Genomic DNA, 25,273 nt, shown 5'->3' with positions numbered 1-25,273 from the left:
GGTTTACACGCCGCCGGCGGTGAGTTTCTCGGGGTTGAGCAACTCTTCCAGTTGGCTGCGCGACAGGTCGGTGTGCTCCAGCGCGACGTCGATCACCGGGCGGCCCTGCTTGTAGGCCTGCTTGGCGATTTCGGCGGCTTTCTGATAGCCGATGATCGGGTTGAGCGCCGTGACTAGGATCGGATTACGCGACAGCGCTTCTTTGAGCCGCGACTCGTTGACCTTGAAGCTGGCAATCGCCTTGTCACCGAGCAGGCGGCTGGCATTGGCCAGCAGCTCAATGCTGCTGAGCAGGTTCTGGGCGATGATCGGCAGCATCACGTTCAGTTCGAAGTTGCCCGACTGGCCGGCGATGGTGATCACCGAATCGTTGCCGATCACTTGCGCAGCGACCATCGCAGTAGCTTCCGGAATCACCGGGTTGACCTTGCCCGGCATGATCGACGAACCCGGTTGCAGCGCTTCCAGCTCGATCTCGCCAAGGCCGGCGAGCGGACCAGAGTTCATCCAGCGCAGGTCGTTGGCGATTTTCATCAGCGACACGGCGGTAGCCTTGAGCTGACCGGAGACGGCGACGGCGGTGTCCTGCGAGCCGATCAGGGCGAACAGATCCTTGCCCGGAGTTAATTGCACATTCGTCAGTTGGCTGAGCTGGCGACTGAAACGCTTGGCAAACTCCGGATGCGCGTTGATCCCGGTGCCGACCGCCGTACCGCCCTGCGCCAGCGATTGCAGGCTCGGCAGCAAGTCCTGCAGATGACCGATGTTGGCCTTGAGCTGCTGCGCCCAGCCATTGAGCACCTGACTCATGCGCACCGGCATCGCGTCCATCAAGTGCGTGCGGCCGGTTTTGACGTGGTGGTGCACCTGTTCGGCTTTGTTTTCGATGACCTGCACCAGATGCAACAGCGCCGGCAGCAGTTGTTCGTGCAACGCCAGGGCGGCGCTGACGTGGATGGTGGTCGGAATGATGTCGTTGCTGCTCTGGCCGCAGTTGACGTGATCGTTCGGGTTGACCGGCTCGCCAAGCAGTCGGCTGGCGAGGGTCGCGATCACTTCGTTGGCGTTCATGTTGGAGCTGGTGCCGGAGCCGGTCTGGAAGATATCCACCGGGAAATGCTGCATGAAGTCGCCTTCGAGCAGGCCTTGGGCCGCATCGCTGATGGCTTTGCCCTGGCCGGCGCTGAGCTGGTTGAGCTCGACGTTGGCCCGCGCGGCGGCGGCTTTGGCGAGGATCAGCGCACGGATGAATTGCGTTGGCATCGGCTTGCCGCTGATCGGGAAGTTATCCACTGCACGCTGGGTCTGCGCGCCGTAGAGAGCGTCCACCGGCACCTGTAGTTCGCCCATGCTGTCGCGCTCAATACGAGTCTTGGTCATCGGTAAATCCTTGGACTAATTCAATGAGAGGAATCGAGGGAAGCAACTCGCAGGTCGCCAGTTGCCAGGTGTAGCGCTGCCAGCGCTGGAGCCGACAGTTGCACAGAGAGAGGCGCTCCATTTCACGCAACGGACGCCAGGCTTGATCGAGACACAGGCTGCGCCAGTGCCACGGCAACGCGATGTCGGTGGCTGTGTCGAGCAGCAGACGGAAGGAGGTTTCAGCGATGGTCCACGGGGAAGTCGCCGTACAGCAGGCCAGATAACGGCCTTCGGCCAGGTAATGTTCGATCAGGCGTGGTTCGTCAGGATCCATCGCGCAACGGATCTGGCGACTCATCCAGCGCCAGCTTTCGAGGTACGGCTGCTCGTGCAAGGCAGAACTCATGATCCGGGACTCGTTCGGAGATGAGATTTATTATTAGATGATAATGAGAACCAAAACAAGGGCACCTGATTACACAGACTTCATTGGGGCAGCGAGCCTGCTCGCGAAGGCGTCGTGTCAGTCACCGCTGGGGTCGGCCGCTTTCGCGAGCAGGCTCGCTCCCACAAGGTTTTGTGTGGAGCCAAGAAAAAAGGCGCGCCACCCGATGAGGTGGCGCGCCTTTCTTGTCTGACCGCTGGGGCTTAGCTGCCCGCGACAGTCATCCGCTCGATCAACACCGAGCCCGTACGAATATTGCTGCGCAGTTCCAGATCATTACCGATTGCAACGATCTGTTTGAACATGTCGCGCATGTTGCCGGCGATGGTCACCTCCTGCACCGCGAACTGGATTTCACCGTTTTCGACCCAGAAACCCGCCGCCCCGCGCGAATAATCGCCTGTGACCATGTTCAAGCCATGGCCCATCAATTCGGTGACCAACAACCCACGGCCCATGCGCTTCAACAGCGCCGCCTGGTCTTCATCACCGTGAGTGACGAACAGGTTGTGCACGCCACCCGCGTTGGCGGTGCTCGGCATGCCGAGTTTGCGCCCGGAGTACGTGCCGAGGATGTACGAAACCAACTCGCCCTTCTCGACGAACGGTTTGGCGTAGGTGGCCAGACCATCACCGTCGTAGGACGCACTGCCCATGGCGCGCATCAGGTGCGGACGCTCGTCGATGGTCAGCCATTCCGGAAACAGTTTCTGCCCCAGCGTGCCTTCGAGGAACGACGATTTGCGATACAGACTGCCGCCAGAAACCGCCGACAGGAAGCTGCCGAACAACCCGCCCGCCAGTTCAGCGGAAAACAGCACCGGCACTTCGCAGGTCGGTACCGGACGCGCGCCCAGACGGCTCGCGGCGCGTTGCGCGGCACGCTGGCCGATGCTCACCGGATCCGCCAGCAGGCTGCCCTGACGATTGACGTCATACCAGTAATCGCGCTGCATCTGGCCGTCGGCTTCGGCGATCATCACGCAGCTCAGGCTGTGCCGGGTCGACGCGTAACCGCCGATGAAACCGTGGCTGTTGCCATATACACGGCAGCCCTGATGGGTGCTGAGGGTGGTGCCGTCGGCGTTCTTGATTCGCGCATCGGCGTCGAACGCGGCGGCTTCACAGAGCAACGCCTTCTCGATGGCCTGCTCCGGGGTGATGTCCCATTCGTGGAACAGGTCGAAATCCTGCACATCCCTGGCCATCAGCGCGGCATCGGCGAGGCCCGAGGCTTCGTCTTCAGAGGTATGTTTGGCGATCGCCAGTGCAGCGGCAACGGTTTCACGAATCGCGTCCGGCCCGGTGGCGGACGTGCTGGCCGAGCCTTTGCGCTGGCCGACGTATAGGGTGATGCCAAAGCCCTGGTCGCGGTTGAACTCGACCGTCTCGACCTCACGCTGACGCACCGACGTCGACAAACCCTGCTCCAGCGACACCGCGACTTCGCAGGCACTGGCGCCCTGACGCTTGGCTTCGGCGATGATCTGCTCGACCTGTTCCTGCAGTGCCGGCAATGCTTGCGGGCCGACGCTTTGAACTGCACTCATGCTCATCTCCACTCAAATTCTGCTTTCGGCTGGGGCCATCGAGCGACCGGGCCGGACAAGCGGCCCCCGACTGGTTATCATGGCGGCGTTTCTTTGCGGACTGCCACCATGGTTGATTCTTACGACGACTCCCTCGATACGGGAGAAAAAAGCAAATCTCAGGTCAAACGCGAGCTGCATGCTCTGGTTGACCTTGGCGAGCGCCTTACAACACTCAAGCCCGACTTGCAGGCAAAACTGCCATTGACCGACGCCTTGCGCCGGGCCCTGGCTGATGCGCCGAAGCACACCGCGAACATCGCGCGTAAACGGCACCTGCAGTTCATCGGCAAGCTGATGCGCGATCAGGACACTGACGCGATTCTGGTCCTGCTCGATCAACTCGATGCCTCCACCCGTCAGTACAACGAGCGTTTCCACAACCTCGAACGCTGGCGTGACCGCCTGATCGCCGGTGACGATGCCGTGCTGGAGAAATTCGTCGTCGAATACCCCGACGCCGATCGCCAGCAACTGCGTTCCCTGATCCGTCAGGCTCAGCACGAGGTTGCGCAAAACAAACCTCCTGCTTCCAGCCGCAAGATCTTCAAGTACATCCGTGAGCTGGACGATACCCAACGCGGCCTGCGTTGATACTCGCCATCGGGTGGCCGCCCTGCGCGCCACCCGCAGCTCCACCTCTTTTTATGCGCCCGTGCCACCCACGGTAATCGCATCGATCTTCAGCGTCGGCTGACCGACACCCACCGGCACCGACTGCCCGTCCTTGCCGCACGTGCCCACACCGCTGTCCAGCGCCAGATCGTTACCGACCATCGACACCCGGCTCATCGCCTCGGGGCCGTTGCCGATCAACGTCGCGCCCTTGACCGGCGCGGTGATCTTGCCGTCCTCGATCAGGTACGCCTCGCTGGTGGAGAACACGAATTTGCCGCTGGTGATGTCGACCTGACCGCCGCCAAGGTTGGCGCAGTAGATGCCCTTCTTCACCGACGCGATGATTTCCGCCGGATCGCTCTCGCCGCCCAACATGTAGGTGTTGGTCATGCGCGGCATCGGTAAATGTGCATAAGACTCGCGACGACCGTTACCGGTACGGGCCACGCCCATCAGGCGCGCATTGAGCTTGTCCTGCATGTAGCCCTTGAGCACGCCGTTTTCGATCAGCGTGGTGCACTCGGTCGGTGTGCCTTCGTCGTCGACGCTCAGCGAACCGCGACGGCCGCTCAACGTGCCGTCATCGACAATGGTGCAGAGCTTGGAAGCGACCATTTCGCCCATGCGCCCGCTGTAGGCCGAACTGCCCTTGCGGTTGAAATCGCCTTCCAGACCGTGACCGACCGCTTCGTGCAGGAGCACGCCGGACCAGCCCGAACCGAGGACGACAGGCAAGGTGCCGGCCGGTGCCGGAATCGCTTCGAGGTTCACCAGGGCCTGACGCAGCGCTTCACGGGCATAACCCATGGCACGGTCTTCGGCGAGGAAATAACGGTAGTCGGTACGCCCGCCGCCGCCATGTCCGCCGCGCTCGCGACGGCCATTCTGCTCGACGATCACGCTGACGTTGAAACGTACCAGCGGACGCACATCAGCGGCCAGGCCACCGTCGGTGGACGCCACCAGAATCCGTTCCCAGACCCCGGCCATGCTCACGCTGACCTGCTGAATCCGTGGATCGAGGGCGCGGGTAGCGACGTCGATGCGCTTGAGCAGCTCGACTTTCTCGGCGCGGCTCAGCACTTCCAGCGGGTTGTCCGGCGCATACAACTGCGCGACATCCTGAGTGCTGAACGCCTGCACCGTGCCGTTCTGCCCGGCGCGGGAGATCGAACGCGCGGCACGGGCCGCAGCGCCGAGGGCCTCAAGGGTGATCGCATTGCTGTAGGCAAAACCGGTTTTCTCGCCGGACTGCGCACGCACGCCAACACCCTGGTCGAGGTTGAAGCTGCCTTCCTTGACGATACCGTCTTCCAGCGACCACGATTCGGAGATCTGGCCCTGGAAATACAGATCGGCAGCATCGATGCCCGGGCCGGCCAGATCGCCGAGCACACCTTGCAGGCTCTCGATGGTCACGCCGCCGGGCGCCAACAGGTGATCACTGACTGAGGACAACAACTCGCTCATAGGTTTACGCCTTAAATTCATGTTCTGAAGCAGGCCGCTGGGCGCCCTGCGAGAAAAACCGCCGATGACTCGTCACCGGCATTCGCGCCCTGATAGACGCTTGTTCATCACTGTCGCGTGCGGCCAACAATACCGCCTCGCCTTGATCCTGATGCGCCAGCACACGGCCCCACGGGTCGACAATCGCCGCATGACCGAAGGTTTCACGCGGTCCCGGGTGAGTCCCGCCCTGCGCTGCCGCCAATACATAACACTGCGTCTCGATGGCCCGGGCGCGAATCAGCACATCCCAATGCGCCGCACCGGTCACTGCGGTGAAGGCCGACGGGGCGGTAATCAACTCGGCACCGGCGGCGCGCAATTCACTGTACAGCTCCGGAAAGCGCAGGTCGTAACACACGGTCAGGCCGACTCGGCCAACCGGCGTGTCTGCGACCACCACGCCACTGCCATAAGCATAGTCATCGGATTCACGGTACCGCCCGCGATTGTCCGCCACATCGACATCGAACAGGTGCAGCTTGTCATACCGCGCCACGGTTTCACCCTGATCGTTGACCAGCAGCGAGCAGGCGTGGGACTTGGCGTCCGGTTGCCCGAGCGGTGGCAACGGCAAGGTGCCGGCCACTATCCATAACTTGAGGTCGCGGGCGGTCTGTTTCAACCATGGCAGGATCGGTCCTTCGCCAAGCGCTTCGGCACGGCCGATGTCGGCGATGTCGCGACGGCCCATGGCGGCGAAGTTTTCCGGCAGCACCGCCAGCTTCGCGCCGCCGGCCGCGGCCTGTTCGAGCAGGCGTCGAGCCTGCGCCAGATTGGCCAGCACATCACTCTGGCTGACCATTTGAATCACCGCTAAAGACATGGCTGCTTCCTGACAGGGAGTCCACTTATCACTGTAGGAGCTGCCGCAGGCTGCGATCTTTTGATTTTGCTTTTAAAAACCAGATCAAAAGATCGCAGCCTGCGGCAGCTCCTACACGGGGAAAGCCTCATGCTACTCAAAAAGGCTTGTCGAAAGTGATTTTCGGCTCTTTCCACGGGCCTTTGACGGTGTACTTGACGCTGGCGAAGCGTGCCACGCGGTCGCCGATCAGCTTGTCGATCAGGAACAACGCCCCGCCGACCGCCGGCGCGCCGACGATCAACGCGGCAATCGGCAGGTTGTTGGTGACCGGCAAGGTCACCAGCAATTTGGCGTCGACCTGATCGCCGACCAGATCCAGCGTACCGTCCAGCTCAAGGTTGCTCGAAGGACCGGTCAGGCGAATCGGCTCGCGGGTGACATACACGCCGTTATTAGCCACCAACAGGCCCTTGACCCGATCGTAGCTCAAGCCTTTGCCAAACAAGTCGGAGAAGTCCAGGCGCAGACGACGGCCGATGGAGTTGAAGTTGAGCAGACCGAACACCCGCAACGCCTGCGCGCCGCCCTCCACTTCAACGAACTGACCTTTATTGAGCGAGGCATCCAGCGTGCCGGAGAAGCGCTTGGTTGCCAGCCATGCCGGCGAGCCCGGCCAGCGGCCATCGACATCCATATGGAACTCTTCACTGGTCACGCTCGGCGCAAAGCCCCAGCCCTTGAGCACATCGGCAAGGTTTTTGCCGCTGATCCGGCCCTTGAACCAGCTGTTGGTCGAACCCGGCGCCCCTTCCCAGCCGCCATTGCCCTGCAACAGGATGCCCTTGAGGCCCATATCGAGATTGTTCAGGGCAATGCCTTTGGCCGTCGGTCGAACCTTGAGCGACCAGCCGCCCACCAGATCCTGGCCCAGAAACAACTGATTGATGGTGATATCCAGCGCGGGAATCTTGGTCGGGTCGACCGAAACCAGCGGATCAGGCGAGTTCTCGTCAGCCTGCACCGTCGGATCCGGCGCCGGCAGGCGTACGTATTGCAGATTGACCGCGATCGGCGCGCCCTTGGCATCGGGCAGGCTGGCCGAACCCTTGGCCTGCTGGCTGTCGAGCGCCAGATTCCACGCCCATGGCTTGCGATTGACCTGTACAGCAGCCTGATCCAGCGTGGTGCCGAAGGCGGTGAGCTTGCCCACCTTGAAGTCGGCACTGTTGAGCAATTGTTTGGCACTGCCGCCCGGATCGTTGCCGGCGTATTTGCTGACCAGATCCTGCCACGGCGCGACGTCCAGCTCCGACAGCACACCGCGAATGCGCAAGCCCTTGGCCTCCGGCAGTACGGCGTCGCCCGTACCGAGGAACAGCTCACCGCGACCATCGGCGATATTGCTCGGCGGCGCGGCGAAGGTGAAGCTCGCCAGCTGATCGTAGTTGACCCAGTAACGCCGCTCCGCACCTTGCAACGTCATGCGGAACACCGTGTCACGACCCTGCTCGGCCGACATGCCAAACGGTGCCGGCAGATCCACTGCCACGCCTTTCATGCTGGAGCTGACAGTGAGCTGACTGTCAGTGCCGTCAAGGTTGACCTGCAACTGATACGGAAGGGTCCCGGACACCGGCAACGGCTGAGTCACGCCCAGCCAGTCAGTGAGCTTCTTGACCTCGACCTGCCCGGAAGCCGCGACCCGAGTCTTGAGCTTGTTCGGGCTGCCATCAGCGAAAATCTGCGCGGTCACCGGCTTGTCGAAGGCCCTGGCGGCGATGTTCTGCCCGCTCAGCCCCTTGGCGCTGTCAAAACGGAAATCGCCCTTGAGCTGGCTCAATTCCAGCTTCGGCTCTGCCAGTTTCAGGCGCGCATTGGCGGTTTTGAAATCGACGAGAATCTTCGACAGATCGCCCTTTTCCAGCGGAATGTCGAGTTTGACCTTGCCCTGCAAATCGCCCTCGCCTTCCCAGCCGGCAAAGGTTTCGCCGGTACCGATCGGCGCGGTCTGCAGAATCTTCAAGCCATCGCCCAGCCCGCCGACAAATCCGCCGTCGAGCAACAGATGGGTGGGCTGCCCGGCCGGCACATGGGGAATGTTGACGAAAACGTCGCTGACCTGGGTGTCGAGCAACTGGCCCTTGTCGGCCACGATGCGCACGCCGCTGTCCTCGATGAACACATCGCCGCTGACCTTGCTCACGTGCGGCCAGCCCGGCTGGAACGCCAGCTCGGCGTCATGCACCTTGAAGAACAGGCTGATGCTGCGATCCACGTCCTTGGCGTTTTTGCTCAGCGAACCCTGGTACTGGAAGAAACCCTGATCCACGGCGCCCTTGAGGATCGCTGTACGCAGCCACTCGTCGAGGGCCGGGCTCAAGACTTCGGGCAGGTATTTGGCGGTGTAGCGACCATCGCCATCGACCAGCCCGACGCGCAGGTCCATGTAGTCTTCCTGGCTATGGTCGAAGTGCAAGCGGATCAGGAAGTCGCCGGCAATTTTGCCCTCTTCGCCCAACACTTTCAGGTACGGCGCGATCAGGGTGAAACCTTCTTTATCGAGCTTCCAGGTCAGTCGGGCATTGGCCTGGATGTATTGCCATGGCTTGGCGAAGATCGGATCGAGGTGCAGGACGAAATCCTTGCTGTCCAGGCGCAACTCGCCACCGTCGAGGTTGCCGCTGAGGCTGCCACTGACGTTTCGCGCCGCCGGGGCACCGTGATAGGCATCGAAACCGACATTATCGAGGTTGGCCGCAAAGCCGAATTTCGAGCCGTCGGTGGCATTGGGACGAAAATCCAGCAGCACGTTGCGCAGTCCACCCGTCACCTTCAGGTGGTCGACGACCGTAGCGACGTTTTCGGGCAACGGCCCCAGCGCATTGAGCAACGGCGTGATCGGTGTCAGGTCGAGGCGGTCGGCCTGCAAGTGCCACAACTCATCGGTTTTATCGGCGGCCACCGTCTGCTTGAGCTGCACATGGGATTCCCAGCGGGTCTCGCCGAAGTTCATCGCCAGCGAATCGAGAGTGACAATCGCGCCCTCGTCATCGCGCTGGTAATAGCCGTTGAGCGCCAGATTGTTGATCTTGATCGGCTTGCGCTCGGCATAAGCGCCGGTCACCTGTGGTGCGTTCAAACGAATGGCGGCGCTTTGCAGAGCGCCGTCGTTCCAGTTCACCCACAGCTCGCCGCCAGCCTTGATCTCGGAAAAATTCCACTGTTGGGTCAAACGCTCCGGCAGCCACTTCGACCAGTCGCTTTGCGGCAGGCTGACATAACCTTCCACCGAACTGTCCGGCAATTGAGAGGGGCGGATCCGTGTACGCAGGCTCATCGCCACCGGTTGCCCGTCGGGCAAGGTCAGACGAGCATCGAGACGCTGACGGCTGCTGCCGGTTTTCAGATTCAGTCCGACGTAGGTAAAGGTCATCGGCGCCTGATCCAGCGGCTGCACGGTCACCTGACTGTCGAGCACCGACAGTTGCTGAACCATCTGCGAGCGTTGGAACAATTGTTCGGGATCCAGCGGCTGATCGTTCTGCACCGGCAGGCCTTCCAGCGCCCAGGTGCCGTCCTGTGCTTCTTTGACACTGATCTTCAGGCCGTTCAATTCCAGATGGGCGATACGCACTTCGCGCGCCAGCAGACTGGCCCAGAGGTCAGGCACCACGCGCACCCGATCCAGACGCAAGGCATTGGCGCCGTCACCGACCATCACATCATGGGCCAGCAGAATCGGTGCGAAGCCGCTCCAGTTGCCTTCCAGCTCGCCGATCTGCAACGGCATGCCAAGCGCAGCCGTGGCCTTGTCTTCGATATCGGTGCGGTATTCCGCCACCAGTGGCGTCAGTTCCCGACCGAGGCTGACGTACAACGCCATCAACACCAGAACCAACGCGCACAGGCCCAGCCCCCAGCGGGTCAGTGCGGCCAAAATGCGTGTCAGACGCTCCATGTCAGTTGGCTCCCATGGCAAAAAAACTACTGAAAGCTGAGGCCAGCCGTTGTGGATTAAATGTGCTGCAGGGGTTCAGAGCAGCACCACGTCATATTGTTCCTGGGAATACATGGTTTCGACCTGAAAGCGTATGGTGCGGCCGATAAACCCTTCAAGCTCGGCGACGTTACCGGATTCTTCATCGAGCAAACGGTCCACCACTTTCTGGTTCGCCAGCACCCGGTAACCTTCGGCCTGATAGGCGCGGGCTTCGCGCAGAATCTCGCGGAAAATCTCGTAACAGATGGTTTCCGGGGTCTTCAACTTGCCCCGCCCCTGGCAACTGCTGCACGGCTCGCACAGCACTTGTTCAAGGCTTTCACGGGTGCGCTTGCGGGTCATCTGCACCAGGCCCAACTCGGTGATGCCAATGATGTTGGTCTTGGCGTGATCACGTTCGAGCTGTTTTTCCAGGGTGCGCAGCACCTGGCGCTGATGCTCTTCATCTTCCATGTCGATGAAGTCGATGATGATGATCCCACCCAGATTGCGCAGGCGCATCTGCCGGGCAATCGCGGTGGCGGCTTCGAGGTTGGTCTTGAAGATGGTTTCTTCGAGATTGCGATGGCCTACAAACGCGCCGGTGTTGACGTCGATGGTGGTCATGGCTTCCGCCGGATCGACCACCAGATAGCCGCCGGACTTGAGCGGCACTTTGCGCTCGAGGGCTTTCTGGATTTCGTCTTCGACGCCATACAGGTCGAAAATCGGCCGCTCGCCCGGATAGTGTTCCAGACGATCGGCGATTTCCGGCATCAGTTCGGCGACGAACTGCGTGGTTTTCTGGAAGGTTTCCCGGGAATCGATGCGGATTTTCTCGATCTTCGGGCTGACCAGATCGCGCAAGGTGCGCAGGGCCAGACCGAGGTCTTCGTAGATCACACTCGGCGCGCCGATGGTCTGGATCTGCGCATTAATCTGATCCCACAGGCGGCGCAGGTAGCGGATGTCCATGAGGATCTCATCGGCCCCGGCACCTTCGGCGGCAGTACGCAGAATGAAGCCTCCGGCCTCCTTGATTCCTTCCTTGGCCACACAATCGCTGACCACTTGCTTGAGGCGCTCGCGCTCGGCTTCGTCTTCGATCTTCAGGGAAATACCGACGTGGGCGGTGCGCGGCATGTACACCAGATAGCGCGACGGAATCGACAGCTGCGTGGTCAGGCGCGCGCCTTTGGAACCGATCGGGTCCTTGGTGACCTGTACCACCAGGCTCTGCCCCTCGTGCACCAGCGCGCTGATGCTCTCCACCGCCGGGCCTTCGCGCAGGGAGATTTCCGAGGCGTGGATGAATGCCGCACGATCCAGACCGATGTCGACGAATGCCGCCTGCATGCCCGGCAGCACCCGGACAATCTTGCCCTTATAGATGTTGCCGACGATCCCGCGTTTCTGCGTGCGCTCGACATGGACTTCTTGCAGCACACCGTTTTCGACCACCGCCACGCGCGATTCCATCGGCGTGATGTTGATCAGAATCTCTTCACTCATGGCAGGGTCTCGTTCAGGCATGTTCACGATAATGGCCGCATCTTGATTCGTACGACGCTCATTGCGCGTTCAGGTTTTGCCAACAGGGTATGCCGAAATGGCCCAACAGTTCTGCGGTTTCGCAAACCGGCAGCCCGACCACCGCCGAATAGCTGCCATTGAGCCCGGCGACAAACACCGCGCCGAGGCCCTGAATGCCATACCCGCCGGCCTTGTCCCGGGGTTCGCCACTGGCCCAGTAGGCCGCCGCTTCTTCGCGGCTGATCGGGCGGAAGCGCACCAGACTGCGCACCACGCGCGACTCACAGCGCTCGCCTTCGAGCACGGCGATGGCGGTCAGCACTTCATGCTCCTTGCCGGACAACATCATCAGCATGGCGCATGCATCGGCTTCGTCCACCGGTTTGCCAAGAATTTTGCCGTCGAGCACCACGGCGGTGTCCGCGCCCAGAACGCAAAACGCCGCGTCGGTCACTCGCGTGCGTCGACCGGCCTCGGCCTTGCCACGCGCCAGGCGTTCGACATAGGCCGAGGGCGATTCTTCGGGGATCGGGGTTTCATCGATGTCCGCACTGATGGCGGAGAACGGCACGCCGATCTGCGTGAGCAACTCACGCCGACGCGGCGAACCAGAGGCGAGGTAAAGCGGCTTCATCAAGACATCTCCCTTGTCGAGGTGCGGGCACATGCCTGACCGAATCAGTTGATTTTGTAGCGCCGGCGCAATCCACGCAAAGCGAAGCTGACCCAAGGCCAGAGCAAGGCACTGACCAGTGCCGGCAGTACCAGAGCCAGGGTTGGCTGACGGTTGCCGGTCAAGGCGCTGAGCCACAGTTGAACCAGTTGAGCGAGGCCGAAGATCACCAGGATCACCAGGCATTGCTGCCACATCGGGAACATCCGCAGACGCTGCTGCAACGACAGCACGAGGAAGGTGATCAGCGTCAGGATCAAGGCATTCTGGCCAAGCAGATCGCCCTGCAGCACGTCTTCGGCCAGCCCCAGACAGAACGCGGTGACCATGCCGACGGTATGCGGCATGTACAACGCCCAGAAAGTCAGCAGCAAGGCCAGCCAGAGGGGACGCAGGATTTCCATGAACATCGGCAGCGGTGAAACGCTGAGCAGGATGCCGAAGACAAAAGTCAGCCAGACAATCCAGCCGTTACGCGAAGCGGTAGCGCCGACCATTATTCTTGTCTCCCTGTGTTGCCCGGCGCAGTGGCGGGCGGTTTCGCCGCCGGACGCGCAGCAGGCTGGGATGCTGGCGGTTTGGCCGCCGCCGCAGGCTTGGCCGCAGCGGGTTTGCTCGCAGCAGGTTTGGCCGGCGTGGTGCTGGCCGCAGCGGCCGGTGCTGCCGGGGCGGCTGGCGCTGCAGCGGCAGCCGGTGTGTTGACGACTTTCGGCACCGTGGCCGGAAGCATCGGGCCACCGCCCTGCGCATCGAGATTTTCCTGGGCCTGCGCCGCATCGTTGGCGCGCTCTTCGGCGGTGCGGTTGTCACTGAACACCAGCAGCAGATAACGGCTGCGGTTCAACGCAGCGGTCGGCACCGCGCGGACAATTGCGAACGGCTGTCCGGAATCGTGGATGACTTCCTTGACCGTCGCCACCGGATAACCGGCCGGGAAGCGCTGACCGAGGCCGGAGCTGACCAGCAGATCGCCTTCCTTGATGTCAGCGGTATCGGCAACATGCCGCAGTTCCAGGCGTTCCGGGTTGCCGGTGCCGCTGGCAATCGCCCGCAGACCGTTACGGTTCACCTGCACAGGAATGCTGTGAGTGGTGTCGGTCAGCAGCAGCACACGGGAGGTGTACGGCATCAACTCGACCACCTGGCCCATCAGACCGCGTGCATCGAGCACCGGCTGACCGAGCACCACGCCATCGCGCTCACCTTTATTGATGATGATGCGATGGGTGAAGGGATTGGGGTCCATGCCGATCAACTCGGCCACCTCGACCTTTTCGTTGACCAGTGCGGAGGAATTGAGCAACTCGCGCAGCCGCACGTTCTGCTCGGTAAGGGCGGCAAGCTTCTGCATGCGCCCCTGCAACAGCAGGTTCTCGGTCTTGAGTTTTTCGTTTTCGGCGACCAGCTCGGTGCGGCTGCCGAACTGACTGGCGATCCCTTCCCACAGCCGTCCGGGCAGGTCGGTGATCCAGTAGGCGTCCATCAACACCAGCGACGCTTGTTTGCGCGCGGGTTTGAGCAGGTCGAAGCGGGCATCGACCACCATCAGCGCGACCGACAGCACGGCCAGCACCAACAGGCGCACACCCAACGAAGGGCCTTTGGCGAAAAGCGGTTTAATAAGCCGCTCCTCCCAGGCAAATGTTCTGTTTATTCATACGGCATCAAACCGGCCTGGATGAAGACTGACAGAAGATAAACGCCAACAGGCAGCACTGCAAAGTGCTGCCTGTGCGCTCACCCACGTATTGCAAACCGGCGCTTATTCGCTGGAGAGCAGGTCCATGGTGTGCTTGTCCATCATTTCCAATGCACGGCCACCGCCGCGAGCAACACAGGTCAGCGGATCTTCGGCAACAATCACCGGCAGACCGGTTTCCTGGGCCAGCAACTTGTCGAGGTCACGCAGCAGCGCGCCACCACCGGTCAGCACCAGGCCACGCTCGGCGATGTCGGAAGCCAGTTCCGGCGGCGATTGCTCCAGCGCGCTTTTCACCGCCTGAACGATAGTGGCCAGGGACTCTTGCAGAGCTTCCAGCACTTCGTTGGAGTTCAGGGTGAATGCACGTGGAACGCCTTCGGCCAGGTTGCGACCGCGAACGTCGACTTCGCGAACTTCGCCGCCCGGGTAGGCCGTACCGATTTCCTGCTTGATGCGCTCGGCAGTCGATTCACCGATCAGGCTGCCGTAGTTGCGGCGTACGTAGGTGATGATCGCTTCGTCGAAGCGGTCGCCGCCCACGCGGACGGATTCGGCGTAGACCACACCGTTCAGGGAGATCAGCGCGATTTCAGTGGTACCACCACCGATATCGACGACCATCGAACCGCGTGCTTCTTCAACCGGCAGGCCGGCACCGATCGCAGCAGCCATCGGCTCTTCGATCAGGAACACTTCACGGGCACCGGCACCAAGGGCCGATTCACGGATGGCACGACGCTCAACCTGGGTGGATTTGCATGGAACGCAGATCAGCACACGAGGGCTGGGCTGCAGAAAGCTGTTTTCGTGAACCTTGTTGATAAAGTATTGCAGCATCTTTTCGCAGACGCTGAAGTCGGCGATCACGCCGTCCTTCATCGGACGAATGGCAGCAATGTTGCCCGGCGTACGGCCGAGCATGCGCTTGGCTTCGGTGCCGACAGCAACGACACTTTTCTGGTTACCGTGTGTCCGAATGGCCACAACCGATGGCTCATTCAGGACGATACCGCGCTCGCGCACGTAAATAAGGGTGTTGGCAGTGCCCAGGTCAATGGAAAGATCGCTGGAAAACATGCCACGCAGTTTCTTGAACATGGGAAAGGGACCCTAGGCAACGCGTGGGTAAAAAAGTGCGGCAAACTCTAACAACGACAGGGATTTTGGGCAAGGCGCCAATATGTTAAATTGGCCGCTTTTCTGTGCACCAAGCCCCACAATCGCGGCCTTATGACCGTAGAAGTGCGGTAGTGTTCCGACAATCTAACACACGGACGCCGTCCGTTCTGTTTTCCACTGGAGAATCCCGATGGCGCTAGAACGCTCCGACGTGGAAAAAATCGCACATCTGGCCTGCCTTGGCCTGAATGATGCCGATCTTCCGCACATTACTTCCGCCCTCAACAGCATTCTCGGGCTGGTCGACGAAATGCAGGCCGTCGATACCGACGGTATCGAGCCTTTGGCCCACCCGCTGGAAGCCAGTCAGCGCCTGCGCGCCGACGTCGTGACCGAGACCAATCACCGCGAGGCCTATCAGTCCATCGCACCAGCGGTCGAAAACGGCCTGTATCTGGTTCCGAAAGTCATCGACTAAAGGGAAAGAGCCTGCAATGCATCAAATGACTCTGGCCGAGATCGCCCGCGGTCTCGCCGATAAAAAGTTTTCCTCCGAAGAGCTGACCAAAGTCCTGCTGGCGCGTATTACCCAGCTCGATCCGCAGCTCAACAGTTTCATCAGCCTCACCGAAGAGCTGGCACTCGAGCAGGCGAAAGCCGCCGACGCGCGCCGGGCCAACGGTGAGAGCGGCGCCCTGCTCGGTGCGCCGATCGCCCACAAGGACCTGTTCTGCACTCAAGGCATCCGCACCAGCTGCGGTTCGAAGATGCTCGACAACTTCAAGGCCCCGTACGACGCCACCGTGGTCGCGAAACTGGCCGCTGCCGGCGCCGTGACCCTGGGCAAGACCAACATGGACGAATTCGCCATGGGTTCGGCCAACGAGTCGAGCTGGTACGGTGCGGTGAAAAACCCGTGGAACCTGGAACACGTGCCGGGTGGTTCGTCCGGTGGTTCGGCGGCGGCGGTTGCCGCTCGTCTGTTGCCGGCGGCCACGGCCACCGATACCGGTGGTTCGATCCGTCAGCCCGCTGCATTCACCAACCTCACAGGCCTGAAACCGACGTACGGTCGTGTTTCGCGCTGGGGCATGATCGCTTACGCCTCCAGCCTCGACCAAGGTGGCCCGTTGGCGCGTACGGCCGAAGACTGCGCGATTTTGTTGCAAGGTATGGCCGGGTTCGACCAGAACGACTCCACCAGCATCGATGAGCCTGTTCCGGATTACTCCGCCAGCCTCAACACTTCGCTGCAGGGCCTGCGCATCGGCGTGCCGAAGGAATACTTCAGCGCCGGTCTCGACCCGCGCATCGCCGAACTGATCCAGAACAGCATCAAAGAGCTGCAGAAGCTCGGTGCCGTGATCAAGGAAATCAGCCTGCCGAACATGCAGCACGCGATTCCTGCGTACTACGTGATCGCGCCAGCCGAGGCCTCCTCGAACCTGTCGCGTTTCGACGGCGTGCGCTTCGGCCATCGCTGCGAGAACCCGGAAAACCTGATCGACCTGTACAAGCGCTCCCGCGGCGAAGGCTTCGGGCCGGAAGTGCAGCGCCGGATCATGGTCGGCGCCTACGCGCTGTCCGCCGGTTACTACGACGCCTACTACCTGAAAGCGCAGAAGATCCGTCGTCTGGTGAAAAACGACTTCATGGCGGCCTTTAATGAAGTCGACATCATCCTCGGCCCAACCACGCCGAACCCGGCCTGGAAACTCGGCGCGAAGAACAGCGATCCGGTCGCTGCCTATCTGGAAGACGTCTACACCATCACCGCCAACCTCGCGGGCCTGCCAGGCCTGTCGATGCCGGCCGGTTTTGTCGACGGTCTGCCGGTGGGCGTGCAGTTGCTTGCGCCGTATTTCCAGGAAGGTCGCCTGTTGAACGTTGCCCATCAGTATCAGTTGAACACTGACTGGCACACCCGCACCCCAACCGGCTTCTGAGGAGACACACATGCAATGGGAAGTCGTGATCGGGCTGGAGATTCACACTCAGCTCACTACCCGGTCGAAAATCTTTTCCGGTAGTTCCACCCAGTTCGGCTCCGAGCCGAACACCCAGGCCAGCCTGATCGACCTGGGCATGCCCGGCGTATTGCCGGTGCTGAACCAGGAAGCGGTGCGCATGGCGGTGATGTTCGGTCTGGCGATTGACGCCGAGATCGGTCAGCACAACGTGTTCGCCCGCAAGAACTACTTCTACCCGGATCTGCCGAAGGGCTACCAGATCAGCCAGATGGAATTGCCGATCGTCGGCAAGGGCCACCTGGACATCGCGCTGGAAGACGGCACCGTCAAACGTGTCGGCATCACCCGCGCGCACCTGGAAGAAGACGCCGGCAAGAGCCTGCACGAAGAATTCAACGGTGCCACCGGCATCGACCTGAACCGTGCCGGCACGCCGCTGCTGGAAATCGTTTCCGAGCCGGACATGCGCAGCGCCAAGGAAGCCGTGGCTTACGTCAAGGCGATCCACGCGTTGGTACGTTATCTGGGCATCTGTGACGGCAACATGGCCGAAGGCTCGCTGCGTTGCGACTGCAACGTGTCGGTACGGCCGAAAGGCCAGGTCGAGTTTGGTACCCGCTGCGAGATCAAGAACGTCAACTCGTTCCGCTTCATCGAGAAGGCCATCAACTCCGAGATCCAGCGGCAGATCGAGCTGATCGAAGACGGCGGCAAAGTGATCCAGCAGACCCGTCTGTACGATCCGAACAAGGACGAGACCCGTCCGATGCGCTCCAAAGAGGAAGCCAACGACTACCGTTACTTCCCCGATCCGGACCTGCTGCCAGTGGTCATCGAAGAGTCGTTCCTCGGCGAGGTGCGCGCCACCCTGCCGGAACTGCCACCGCAAAAACGCGAGCGCTTCCAGAGCCAGTTCGGTCTGTCGGCCTACGACGCCAACGTGCTGGCCACCAGCCGTGAGCAAGCGGACTACTTCGAGAAGGTCGCAGCCATCGGCGGCGACGCCAAACTGGCGGCGAACTGGGTCATGGTCGAGTTGGGCAGCCTGCTCAACAAGCAAGGCCTGGACATCGACGAGTCGCCGGTTTCCGCTGAACTGTTGGGCGGCATGTTGCAGCGCATCAAGGACAACACCATCTCCGGCAAGATCGCCAAAGTGGTGTTCGAAGCGATGGCCAACGGCGAAGGCACGGCGGACGAGATCATCGACAAGCGCGGTCTGAAGCAAGTGACCGACAGCGGCGCGATCTCCGCGGTGCTGGACGAAATGCTCGCGGCCAACGCCGAGCAGGTCGAACAATACCGTGCGGCAGACGAAGCCAAACGCGGCAAGATGTTCGGCTTCTTCGTCGGTCAGGCCATGAAGGCTTCGAAAGGCAAGGCCAACCCGCAGCAAGTGAACGAACTGCTGAAAAGCAAGCTCGAAGGCTGATGCAAATGGGGCCAGACCTGAAGCCTGGCTCCATCCCCTGTGGGAACAATCCATGGCTGAAGGGGTTTTGTGGTGAGGGGATTTATCCCCGATGGGCTGCGAAGCGGCCCCAATTCTTCTGTATCTGGAATTTGGGGGCGCTGCGCGCCCCATCGGGGATAAATCCCCTCGCCACTGAAGCTGATCTTCACATTGGGTTGTTTCCACATTTGTTTTGTGGAGCCTTTGAATGAAACGTCTGCTCGGCGCCTGCGCCCTGCTCTCCTTGCTCGCCGGTTGCGCCAGCAACGACATCATCGACCCGCACGGTTACGACCAGACCGGCGTCGCCTCCTATTACGGTGCCAAGCACCACGGTAAACGCACCGCCAGTGGCGAACCGTTCAACCAGCATTCCCTGACCGCCGCCCACCGCCAATTGCCATTCGGCACCCGGGTGAAGGTCACCAACCTGAAAAACGACAAATCCTGCGTTGTGCGCATCAACGATCGTGGCCCGCACACCCGTGGCCGCTTGATCGATGTCTCGCGTGAAGCCGCCGAACGCCTCGGCATGCTCGGTAGCGGCACCGCACGGGTGCGCATACAGGCCCTCGACGACTGATGGAGCGCTGACCATTTTTGCTCTAGCCGACCTACCACTGATCAAGGTGATCGAGCTGCTCAGCGGCCTGATCCTGCTGATCCTCGGCGCCGAACTGATGGTGCGCGCCGCGGTGCGTCTGGCCGCACGCCTGCATGTGCGGCCGCTGATCATCGGCCTGACCATCGTCGCCCTCGGCAGCAGCGCCCCGCAGATGGCGGTCAGCCTGCAAGCAACCCTGACGCACAACCCCGACATCGCCGTCGGCAGCGTGATCGGCAGCAGCATCTTCAACATCCTCGTGACCCTTGGTCTGTCGGCGCTGATCATTCCGTTGCGAGTCTCACGGCAACTGGTGCGTCTGGATATTCCACTGATGATCGGCGCCAGCCTGCTGGTGTTCGTCCTCGCTTGGAATGAACAGATCGGCCGCTTCGACGGCGTGCTGTTGCTCGCGGCATTGGCGTTGTATCTGGGCCTGTTGCTGCGCCAGTCGCGACACTCGGCGCGCCCGCATTCGGAATCGCCACAACCTCCGCAGGTGCCGTGGTTCAGCAGTCTGCTGATGATCATCGTCGGCCTCGCGCTGTTGGTGTTCGCCGGGCATTTGCTGCTCGGCGCAGCGGTGGCGGTGGCGACCGATCTGGGCTTCTCCGAACGGGTGATCGGTCTGACGGTGGTTGCGGTCGGCACCTCGCTGCCGGAACTCGCCACCTCGCTGATCGCCGCATTGCGCGGGCAACGCGATATCGCCGTGGGCAACGTGATTGGCGCCAACCTGTTCAACCTGCTCGGGGTGCTCGGGGTCACTGCGTTGATTGCGCCGACGCCGTTGTCGGTATCGCCCAACGCGCTGGATTTCGACTTGCCGGTGATGCTCGGCGTCGCCGCTTTGTGCCTGCCAGTGTTCTATTCCGGCTACCGCGTGACCCGCGCCGAAGGTTTGTTGTTGCTCGGTTTGTACGCGGCTTACGGGCTGCACGTGGTGTCGTTCACCACCGGCATGCCGCTGGCCGGCAAACTGGAAAAACTGATGCTGTTCTACGTGCTGCCGACGCTGCTGGCGTTTCTGTTGTTCACGTCCGTACGCGCCTGGCGCCGCCAACACCACAAGAGGGATGTGCCATGACCGATTCGCAGAAAACCGGGGTTGAAATCCGCCGTCAGGTAATGGGCGATGCGTTCGTTGATCGCGCCTTGGGCAACGCCACCGAGTTCACTCAGCCGTTGCAGGATTTCGTCAATGAACACGCCTGGGGCGGCGTGTGGAATCGCGAAGGTCTGCCGCTGAAAACCCGCAGCCTGATTACCCTTGCAGCGCTGACCGCATTGAAGTGCCCGCAGGAACTGAAAGGCCACGTGCGTGGCGCGCTGAACAATGGCTGCACGGTCGAAGAGATTCGCGAAGCGCTGCTGCATTGCGCGGTGTACGCCGGGGTGCCGGCGGCGATTGATGCGTTTCGCGCGGCGCAGGAAGTGATCGACAGTTACCAGAAACCTGAGTGAAAGGACTGACGCCTTCGCGAGCAAGCCCGCTCCCACAGGGTTCTTTGGTGTTGTTGAAATCTGATTAACAACACAAAAATCTGTGGGAGCGGGCTTGCTCGCGAAGAGGCCCGCAGGAGCAACCCGAGTCTCAGGCTAGATCCACCCACCCCACTGCAACAGAAAGATCCCGATATTGGTGGTCACCGCCGCCATCAGCGTGGTCAGCACAATGATCGCCGCTGCCAGCTCATGATTGCCCTGCGCCGCCCGGGCCATGACGAAACTGGCCGCCGCCGTCGGGCTGCCGAAGTACAGAAACAGAATCCCCAGCTCTGCGCCACGAAAGCCCCACAACCACGCCCCCAGCGTCGCCAGCACCGGCAGGCCGATCATCTTCACCAGACTCGAACTCAGCGCCATGCTGCCGCTCTTGCGCAGCGCCGCCAGTGACAGCGTGCCACCAATGCAGATCAGCGCCAGCGGCAAAGTGGTTTGCGCCAGATACTGGCCGGAGGTTTCCAGCCAGCCCGGCAGGCTGATCTGGAAATACGCGAACGGCGCGGCGGCAATCACGCTGATGATCAGCGGGTTGCTGAACACGCTTTTGCAGATGCTCCACGGATCGGACTTGATCACCGGGCTGTACACCGCGAGCACGATGGTCGACAGCGTGTTGTAAAACAGGATCACCAGCGCCGCGAGAATCGCCCCGAGGGAAATCCCGTAGTCGCCGTACATGCTCGCCGCCAGCGCCAGACCGATCACCCCGTTGTTGCCGCGAAACGCGCCCTGGGTGTAGATGCCGCGATCTTCACGCGGGCACTTGATGATCGCCCAGCCCCAGGCCAGAGCAAAACTCACCAGCGTCGCAACCGCAAAATAGATCAGCAGCGCCGGTTGCAGCGCGGCATGCAGGTCCGCATGCAGGATCCCGAGAAACAGCAGCGCCGGCATGCTGACGTTGAACACCAGCGCCGAGGCGGTGTGGATGAAGTTGTCGTTGATCCAGTCGATGCGCTTGAGCAACACCCCGAGGAACAGCATGGCGAACACCGGCGCGGTGATGTTCAAGGTTTCGAGGAAGATTGCCAGCATGCCGGGGGAGCCTTTGGGTGAGCGTCGTCAGGGCTTAATGATAAGCCAAAAGCTTGAAAAGCCCCTCACCCTAACCCTCTCCCGGAGGGAGAGGGTTAGGGTGAGGTGTGGTGCGTCATACATTGACCTGCAATACCGAGTCGACTATGGATTCGGCAAAGCATTTTCAGGTCGGCGTATTATTAAAATTCCCGGATCGGCCCCTCTCCCCCTCCGGGAGAGGGGGCTGACTGAGGTGTGGTGCGTCATACATCGACCCGAGAGACCGAGTCGATTATGGATTCGGTAGATCCCTTTCAGGTCGGTGTATTACTAGAATATTCCCGGATCGGCCCCCTCTCCCTCCGGGAGAGGGTTGGGGTGAGGGTAGCTTTTGCCTCACAAACCATCAGGTAATCGGCGCCGGATTGAACAGGGTGATGTCGTTATGCAGCTTGTGCTTCTCCGCCCACGTCTGCTGCTTGCCGCTCGCCACATCCAGGTAGTAGTGGAACAACTCCCAGCCCAATTCCTCGATGGTCGCGCGCCCGGTGGCGATCCGTCCGGCATCGATGTCGATCAGATCCGGCCAGCGCTGCGCCAGTTCGGTCCGGGTCGAGACCTTGACCACCGGCGCCATCGCCAGGCCATACGGCGTGCCACGCCCGGTGGTGAACACATGCAGGTTCATCCCCGCTGCCAACTGCAAGGTGCCGCAGACAAAATCACTCGCCGGCGTGGCGCAGAAAATCAAACCCTTCTGCTTGAAACGCTCGCCCGGGCCGAGCACGCCATTGATCGCGCTGCTACCGGATTTGACGATCGAACCCAGCGACTTCTCGACAATGTTCGACAACCCACCCTTCTTGTTGCCCGGCGTAGTGTTGGCACTGCGATCCGCTTCGCCCTTGGCCAGATAGCGGTCGTACCAGTCCATCTCACGCACCAGTTCCTGCGCCACGGTTTTGGTTTCGGCACGGGAAGTCAGCAGATAAATCGCATCGCGCACTTCGGTGACTTCGGAAAACATCACCGTCGCCCCTGCGCGCAGCAGCAAGTCCGAGGCATAACCCAGCGCCGGGTTGGCGGTGATGCCGGAGAACGCATCGCTGCCGCCGCACTGCATGCCGAGGATCAGCTCGGAGGCCGGCACGGTTTCGCGGCGGCGCTGGTCGAGCTTCTTCAAACGGACTTCGGCCAGCGCCATGATCTGCTCGATCATCTCGGTGAAACCGTGACTGGAATCCTGCAGGCGATACAGCCACGGCTCGCTAAGATCCACCGAGGCGTCATCCTCGTGCATCACCTGCCCGGCCTGCAATTTCTCGCAGCCCAGACTGATCACCAGCGCTTCGCCACCCAGGTTCGGGTTGCGCGCCAGATTGCGCACGGTGCGGATCGGTATGTAGGCGTCGGTGGCGGTGATCGCCACGCCGCAGCCGTAACTGTGGGTCAGCGCCACCACATCATCGACATGCGGGTATTTCGGCAGCAACTCGTCCTTGATGCGTTTCACCGCGTGATCGAGCACGCCGGTCACGCACTGCACCGTGGTGGTGATCCCGAGAATATTGCGCGTACCGACGGTGCCGTCGGCGTTGCGATAACCCTCGAACGTGAAGCCTTCCAGCGGGGCCTGCGCGGCAGGCACCTCGGTGGACAGCGGCAGGCTGTCCAGTGGCGGCGCGGTCGGCATGCGCAGTTGATCTTCCTTGACCCAGCTGCCACGCGGGATCGGCTGCAACGCGTAGCCGATGGTCTGGCCGTAGCGAATCACCTGGCCGCCCTCGGGAATGTCCTCGAGGGTGACCTTGTGGCTCTGCGGCACAAAATCCACGGTCACCAGACCGTCCGGGAATTCGGTGCCGGCCGGTACGCCCTGGTCGTTGACCACAATCACTACGTTGTCCCGCTCGTGCAGGCGGATGTAGCGCGGCGAGTCGGAATGTTCAATCAACTGCATGACGCCGCTCCTCAGGAATGCGCTTGAGACAATTTGCCGGTGATTTCAGAACCACCGTTGGTTGGCGGCTCTTTGAGCACCACACGTTTGATCGGGCCGACGATCACCAGGTAGCTGAACACCGCGACCAGTGCGTTGGCACCGACGAACACCAGCGCCCACTTGAACGAACCGGTGGAGCTGATGATGTAGCCAATCACGATCGGCGTGGTAATCGAGGCGATGTTGCCAAAGGTGTTGAACAGGCCACCGCTCAGACCGGCGATCTGTTTCGGCGAGGTGTCGGACACCACTGCCCAGCCCAACGCGCCCACGCCTTTGCCGAAGAATGCCAAGGCCATGAAGCCGACCACCATCCATTCAACATCGACATAGTTGCAAGCGACGATGCTGCTCGACACCAGCAATCCGGCGATGATCGGTGCCTTGCGGGCGAAGGTCAGCGAATGCCCTTTGCGCAGCAAGTAATCGGAAATCACCCCGCCAAGCACGCCACCTATGAAACCGCAGATTGCCGGCAGCGAGGCAATGAAACCGGCTTTGAGAATAGTCATGCCGCGCTCCTGCACCAGGTACACCGGGAACCAGGTCAGGAAGAAATAGGTGATGCCGTTGATGCAGTACTGACCCAGATATACACCGAGCATCATGCGGTTGGTCAGCAACTGACGGATGTAATCCCACTTCGGACCGTCGGATTTTTTGCCTTGCTTGACGTCCATGTCGACCATGCCGCCGTTGTCGGCGATGAACTGCACCTCGGCTTCGTTGGCCAGCGGATGTTGACGCGGGCTGTGGATAACCTTGAGCCAGATGCCCGAGAACACGATGCCGAACATACCCATGACGATGAACACGTGTTCCCAGCCGAAGCGATACACAATCCAGCCCATCAGCGGTGCAAACAGCACGGTGGCAAAGTATTGCGCCGAGTTGAAGATCGCCGAGGCGGTACCGCGTTCCGCAGTCGGGAACCAGGCCGCGACAATCCGCGCGTTGCCGGGAAAGGATGGCGCCTCGGCCAGGCCCACCAGAAAGCGCAGCATGAACAGCGCAACGATCGCCGTGGACATGCCGAATTCACCGACAAAGCCTTGCAGCACGGTGAACAGCGACCAGGTGAAAATGCTCAGGGCATAGACTTTTTTCGAGCCGAAGCGATCGAGCAGCCAGCCACCGGGAATCTGCCCGGCAACGTAGGCCCAGCCGAAAGCAGAGAAGATGTAGCCGAGGGTGACCGCGTCGATGCCGAGGTCTTTTTGCAGGCTGGAACCGGCGATGGCGATGGTCGCGCGGTCGGCGTAGTTGATCGTGGTCACCAGGAACAGCATGAGCAGGATCAAATAGCGGACGTGAGTCGGCTTGGACGATTGCATGTAGATGTACTCCCACTGATTATTTTTATGCGCGGGTGAATCTTCTTTGG

Annotated in this window: 21 protein-coding genes; 7 read left to right on the top strand and 14 right to left on the bottom strand. The window is 61.3% G+C overall.

What is annotated here, in order from left to right; translation table 11 throughout:
• Nucleotides 1-3: 3 nt before the first annotated feature.
• The 3 genes from M0808_RS20880 to pmbA form a co-directional block, all read right to left on the bottom strand.
• Nucleotides 4-1,380 carry a class II fumarate hydratase gene (locus M0808_RS20880; RefSeq protein WP_247842315.1) on the bottom strand — a complete coding sequence of 459 codons (1,377 nt, stop codon included), beginning with the start codon at nt 1,378-1,380 and terminating at the stop codon, nt 4-6.
• Nucleotides 1,361-1,768 (bottom strand): hypothetical protein, encoded by a 408-nt coding sequence (locus M0808_RS20875; protein WP_027610839.1) that lies wholly within the window; start codon nt 1,766-1,768, stop codon nt 1,361-1,363. The genes M0808_RS20880 and M0808_RS20875 overlap by 20 nt, the downstream gene beginning before the upstream one ends.
• A gap of 242 nt (nt 1,769-2,010) precedes the next feature.
• Nucleotides 2,011-3,363: a metalloprotease PmbA gene (gene pmbA / locus M0808_RS20870; protein WP_247842314.1), complete on the bottom strand. Its 1,353-nt coding sequence runs from the start codon at nt 3,361-3,363 to the stop codon at nt 2,011-2,013.
• A 102-nt stretch (nt 3,364-3,465) separates the two neighbouring features.
• Between pmbA and yjgA the strand changes: the two genes are divergently transcribed.
• Nucleotides 3,466-3,990 (top strand): ribosome biogenesis factor YjgA, encoded by a 525-nt coding sequence (gene yjgA, locus M0808_RS20865; protein WP_003221672.1) that lies wholly within the window; start codon nt 3,466-3,468, stop codon nt 3,988-3,990.
• Nucleotides 3,991-4,041: 51 nt separating this feature from the next.
• On the opposite strand, the gene tldD is transcribed toward yjgA, so the two are convergent.
• From tldD to mreB, 8 genes are all read right to left on the bottom strand, one after another.
• Nucleotides 4,042-5,484 carry a metalloprotease TldD gene (gene tldD / locus M0808_RS20860; RefSeq protein WP_007961588.1) on the bottom strand — a complete coding sequence of 481 codons (1,443 nt, stop codon included), beginning with the start codon at nt 5,482-5,484 and terminating at the stop codon, nt 4,042-4,044.
• Nucleotides 5,485-5,488: 4 nt separating this feature from the next.
• On the bottom strand, nt 5,489-6,349 hold the full coding sequence (locus tag M0808_RS20855) for a carbon-nitrogen hydrolase family protein (RefSeq protein WP_096795350.1): 861 nt from the start codon (nt 6,347-6,349) through the stop codon (nt 5,489-5,491).
• A 136-nt stretch (nt 6,350-6,485) separates the two neighbouring features.
• Nucleotides 6,486-10,289 carry a YhdP family protein gene (locus M0808_RS20850; protein WP_247842313.1) on the bottom strand — a complete coding sequence of 1,268 codons (3,804 nt, stop codon included), beginning with the start codon at nt 10,287-10,289 and terminating at the stop codon, nt 6,486-6,488.
• A 75-nt stretch (nt 10,290-10,364) separates the two neighbouring features.
• Nucleotides 10,365-11,822 carry a ribonuclease G gene (rng, locus tag M0808_RS20845; protein ID WP_007961585.1) on the bottom strand — a complete coding sequence of 486 codons (1,458 nt, stop codon included), beginning with the start codon at nt 11,820-11,822 and terminating at the stop codon, nt 10,365-10,367.
• Nucleotides 11,823-11,880: 58 nt separating this feature from the next.
• The gene (locus M0808_RS20840; protein ID WP_225137543.1) at nt 11,881-12,477 is read right to left on the bottom strand and encodes a Maf family protein; all 597 of its coding nucleotides are present in this window, start codon (nt 12,475-12,477) and stop codon (nt 11,881-11,883) included.
• A gap of 44 nt (nt 12,478-12,521) precedes the next feature.
• Nucleotides 12,522-13,013: a rod shape-determining protein MreD gene (mreD, locus tag M0808_RS20835; RefSeq protein WP_096795347.1), complete on the bottom strand. Its 492-nt coding sequence runs from the start codon at nt 13,011-13,013 to the stop codon at nt 12,522-12,524.
• Complete coding sequence (mreC, locus tag M0808_RS20830) at nt 13,013-14,137, bottom strand: rod shape-determining protein MreC (RefSeq protein ID WP_223008496.1); 1,125 nt, start codon at nt 14,135-14,137, stop codon at nt 13,013-13,015. Before mreC ends, mreD begins: the two co-directional genes overlap by 1 nt.
• A 141-nt stretch (nt 14,138-14,278) precedes the next feature.
• Nucleotides 14,279-15,316 (bottom strand): rod shape-determining protein MreB, encoded by a 1,038-nt coding sequence (mreB, locus tag M0808_RS20825; protein WP_002555108.1) that lies wholly within the window; start codon nt 15,314-15,316, stop codon nt 14,279-14,281.
• 211 nt (nt 15,317-15,527) lie between these two features.
• Between mreB and gatC the strand changes: the two genes are divergently transcribed.
• The 6 genes from gatC to M0808_RS20795 all read left to right on the top strand — a co-directional run bounded on the left by gatC (nt 15,528) and on the right by M0808_RS20795 (nt 20,828).
• Nucleotides 15,528-15,815 (top strand): Asp-tRNA(Asn)/Glu-tRNA(Gln) amidotransferase subunit GatC, encoded by a 288-nt coding sequence (gene gatC, locus M0808_RS20820; RefSeq protein ID WP_003221657.1) that lies wholly within the window; start codon nt 15,528-15,530, stop codon nt 15,813-15,815.
• 16 nt (nt 15,816-15,831) lie between these two features.
• A complete protein-coding gene (gatA, locus tag M0808_RS20815) occupies nt 15,832-17,283 on the top strand; it encodes an Asp-tRNA(Asn)/Glu-tRNA(Gln) amidotransferase subunit GatA (protein WP_097090387.1) in 1,452 nt (483 codons plus the stop codon).
• A gap of 10 nt (nt 17,284-17,293) precedes the next feature.
• Nucleotides 17,294-18,739: an Asp-tRNA(Asn)/Glu-tRNA(Gln) amidotransferase subunit GatB gene (gene gatB / locus M0808_RS20810; protein WP_007961565.1), complete on the top strand. Its 1,446-nt coding sequence runs from the start codon at nt 17,294-17,296 to the stop codon at nt 18,737-18,739.
• A gap of 229 nt (nt 18,740-18,968) precedes the next feature.
• Nucleotides 18,969-19,343 (top strand): septal ring lytic transglycosylase RlpA family protein, encoded by a 375-nt coding sequence (locus M0808_RS20805; RefSeq protein ID WP_007966094.1) that lies wholly within the window; start codon nt 18,969-18,971, stop codon nt 19,341-19,343.
• 46 nt (nt 19,344-19,389) lie between these two features.
• Nucleotides 19,390-20,451: a calcium/sodium antiporter gene (locus M0808_RS20800; RefSeq protein WP_247842311.1), complete on the top strand. Its 1,062-nt coding sequence runs from the start codon at nt 19,390-19,392 to the stop codon at nt 20,449-20,451.
• Entirely contained in the window at nt 20,448-20,828 is a 381-nt protein-coding gene (locus tag M0808_RS20795) for a carboxymuconolactone decarboxylase family protein (RefSeq protein ID WP_003221648.1), read from the top strand. The genes M0808_RS20800 and M0808_RS20795 overlap by 4 nt, the downstream gene beginning before the upstream one ends.
• A gap of 135 nt (nt 20,829-20,963) precedes the next feature.
• Here M0808_RS20795 and M0808_RS20790 read toward each other — a convergent pair whose 3' ends face one another.
• The 3 genes from M0808_RS20790 to M0808_RS20780 form a co-directional block, all read right to left on the bottom strand.
• On the bottom strand, nt 20,964-21,905 hold the full coding sequence (locus M0808_RS20790) for an AEC family transporter (RefSeq protein ID WP_041072811.1): 942 nt from the start codon (nt 21,903-21,905) through the stop codon (nt 20,964-20,966).
• A gap of 388 nt (nt 21,906-22,293) precedes the next feature.
• Nucleotides 22,294-23,847, bottom strand: coding sequence for a galactarate dehydratase (garD, locus tag M0808_RS20785; RefSeq protein WP_027610829.1), 1,554 nt, complete (start codon nt 23,845-23,847; stop codon nt 22,294-22,296).
• 11 nt (nt 23,848-23,858) lie between these two features.
• The gene (locus tag M0808_RS20780; protein WP_247842310.1) at nt 23,859-25,223 is read right to left on the bottom strand and encodes an MFS transporter; all 1,365 of its coding nucleotides are present in this window, start codon (nt 25,221-25,223) and stop codon (nt 23,859-23,861) included.
• Nucleotides 25,224-25,273 lie beyond the last annotated feature (50 nt).

Origin of the sequence: Pseudomonas sp. MWU12-3103b (assembly GCF_023100615.1) — a bacterium.
Taxonomy (GTDB): Bacteria; Pseudomonadota; Gammaproteobacteria; order Pseudomonadales; family Pseudomonadaceae; genus Aquipseudomonas; species Aquipseudomonas putida_A.
The sequence above is the reverse complement of the archived record's forward strand: the minus strand, read 5'-3'. Positions and strand labels throughout refer to the sequence as shown.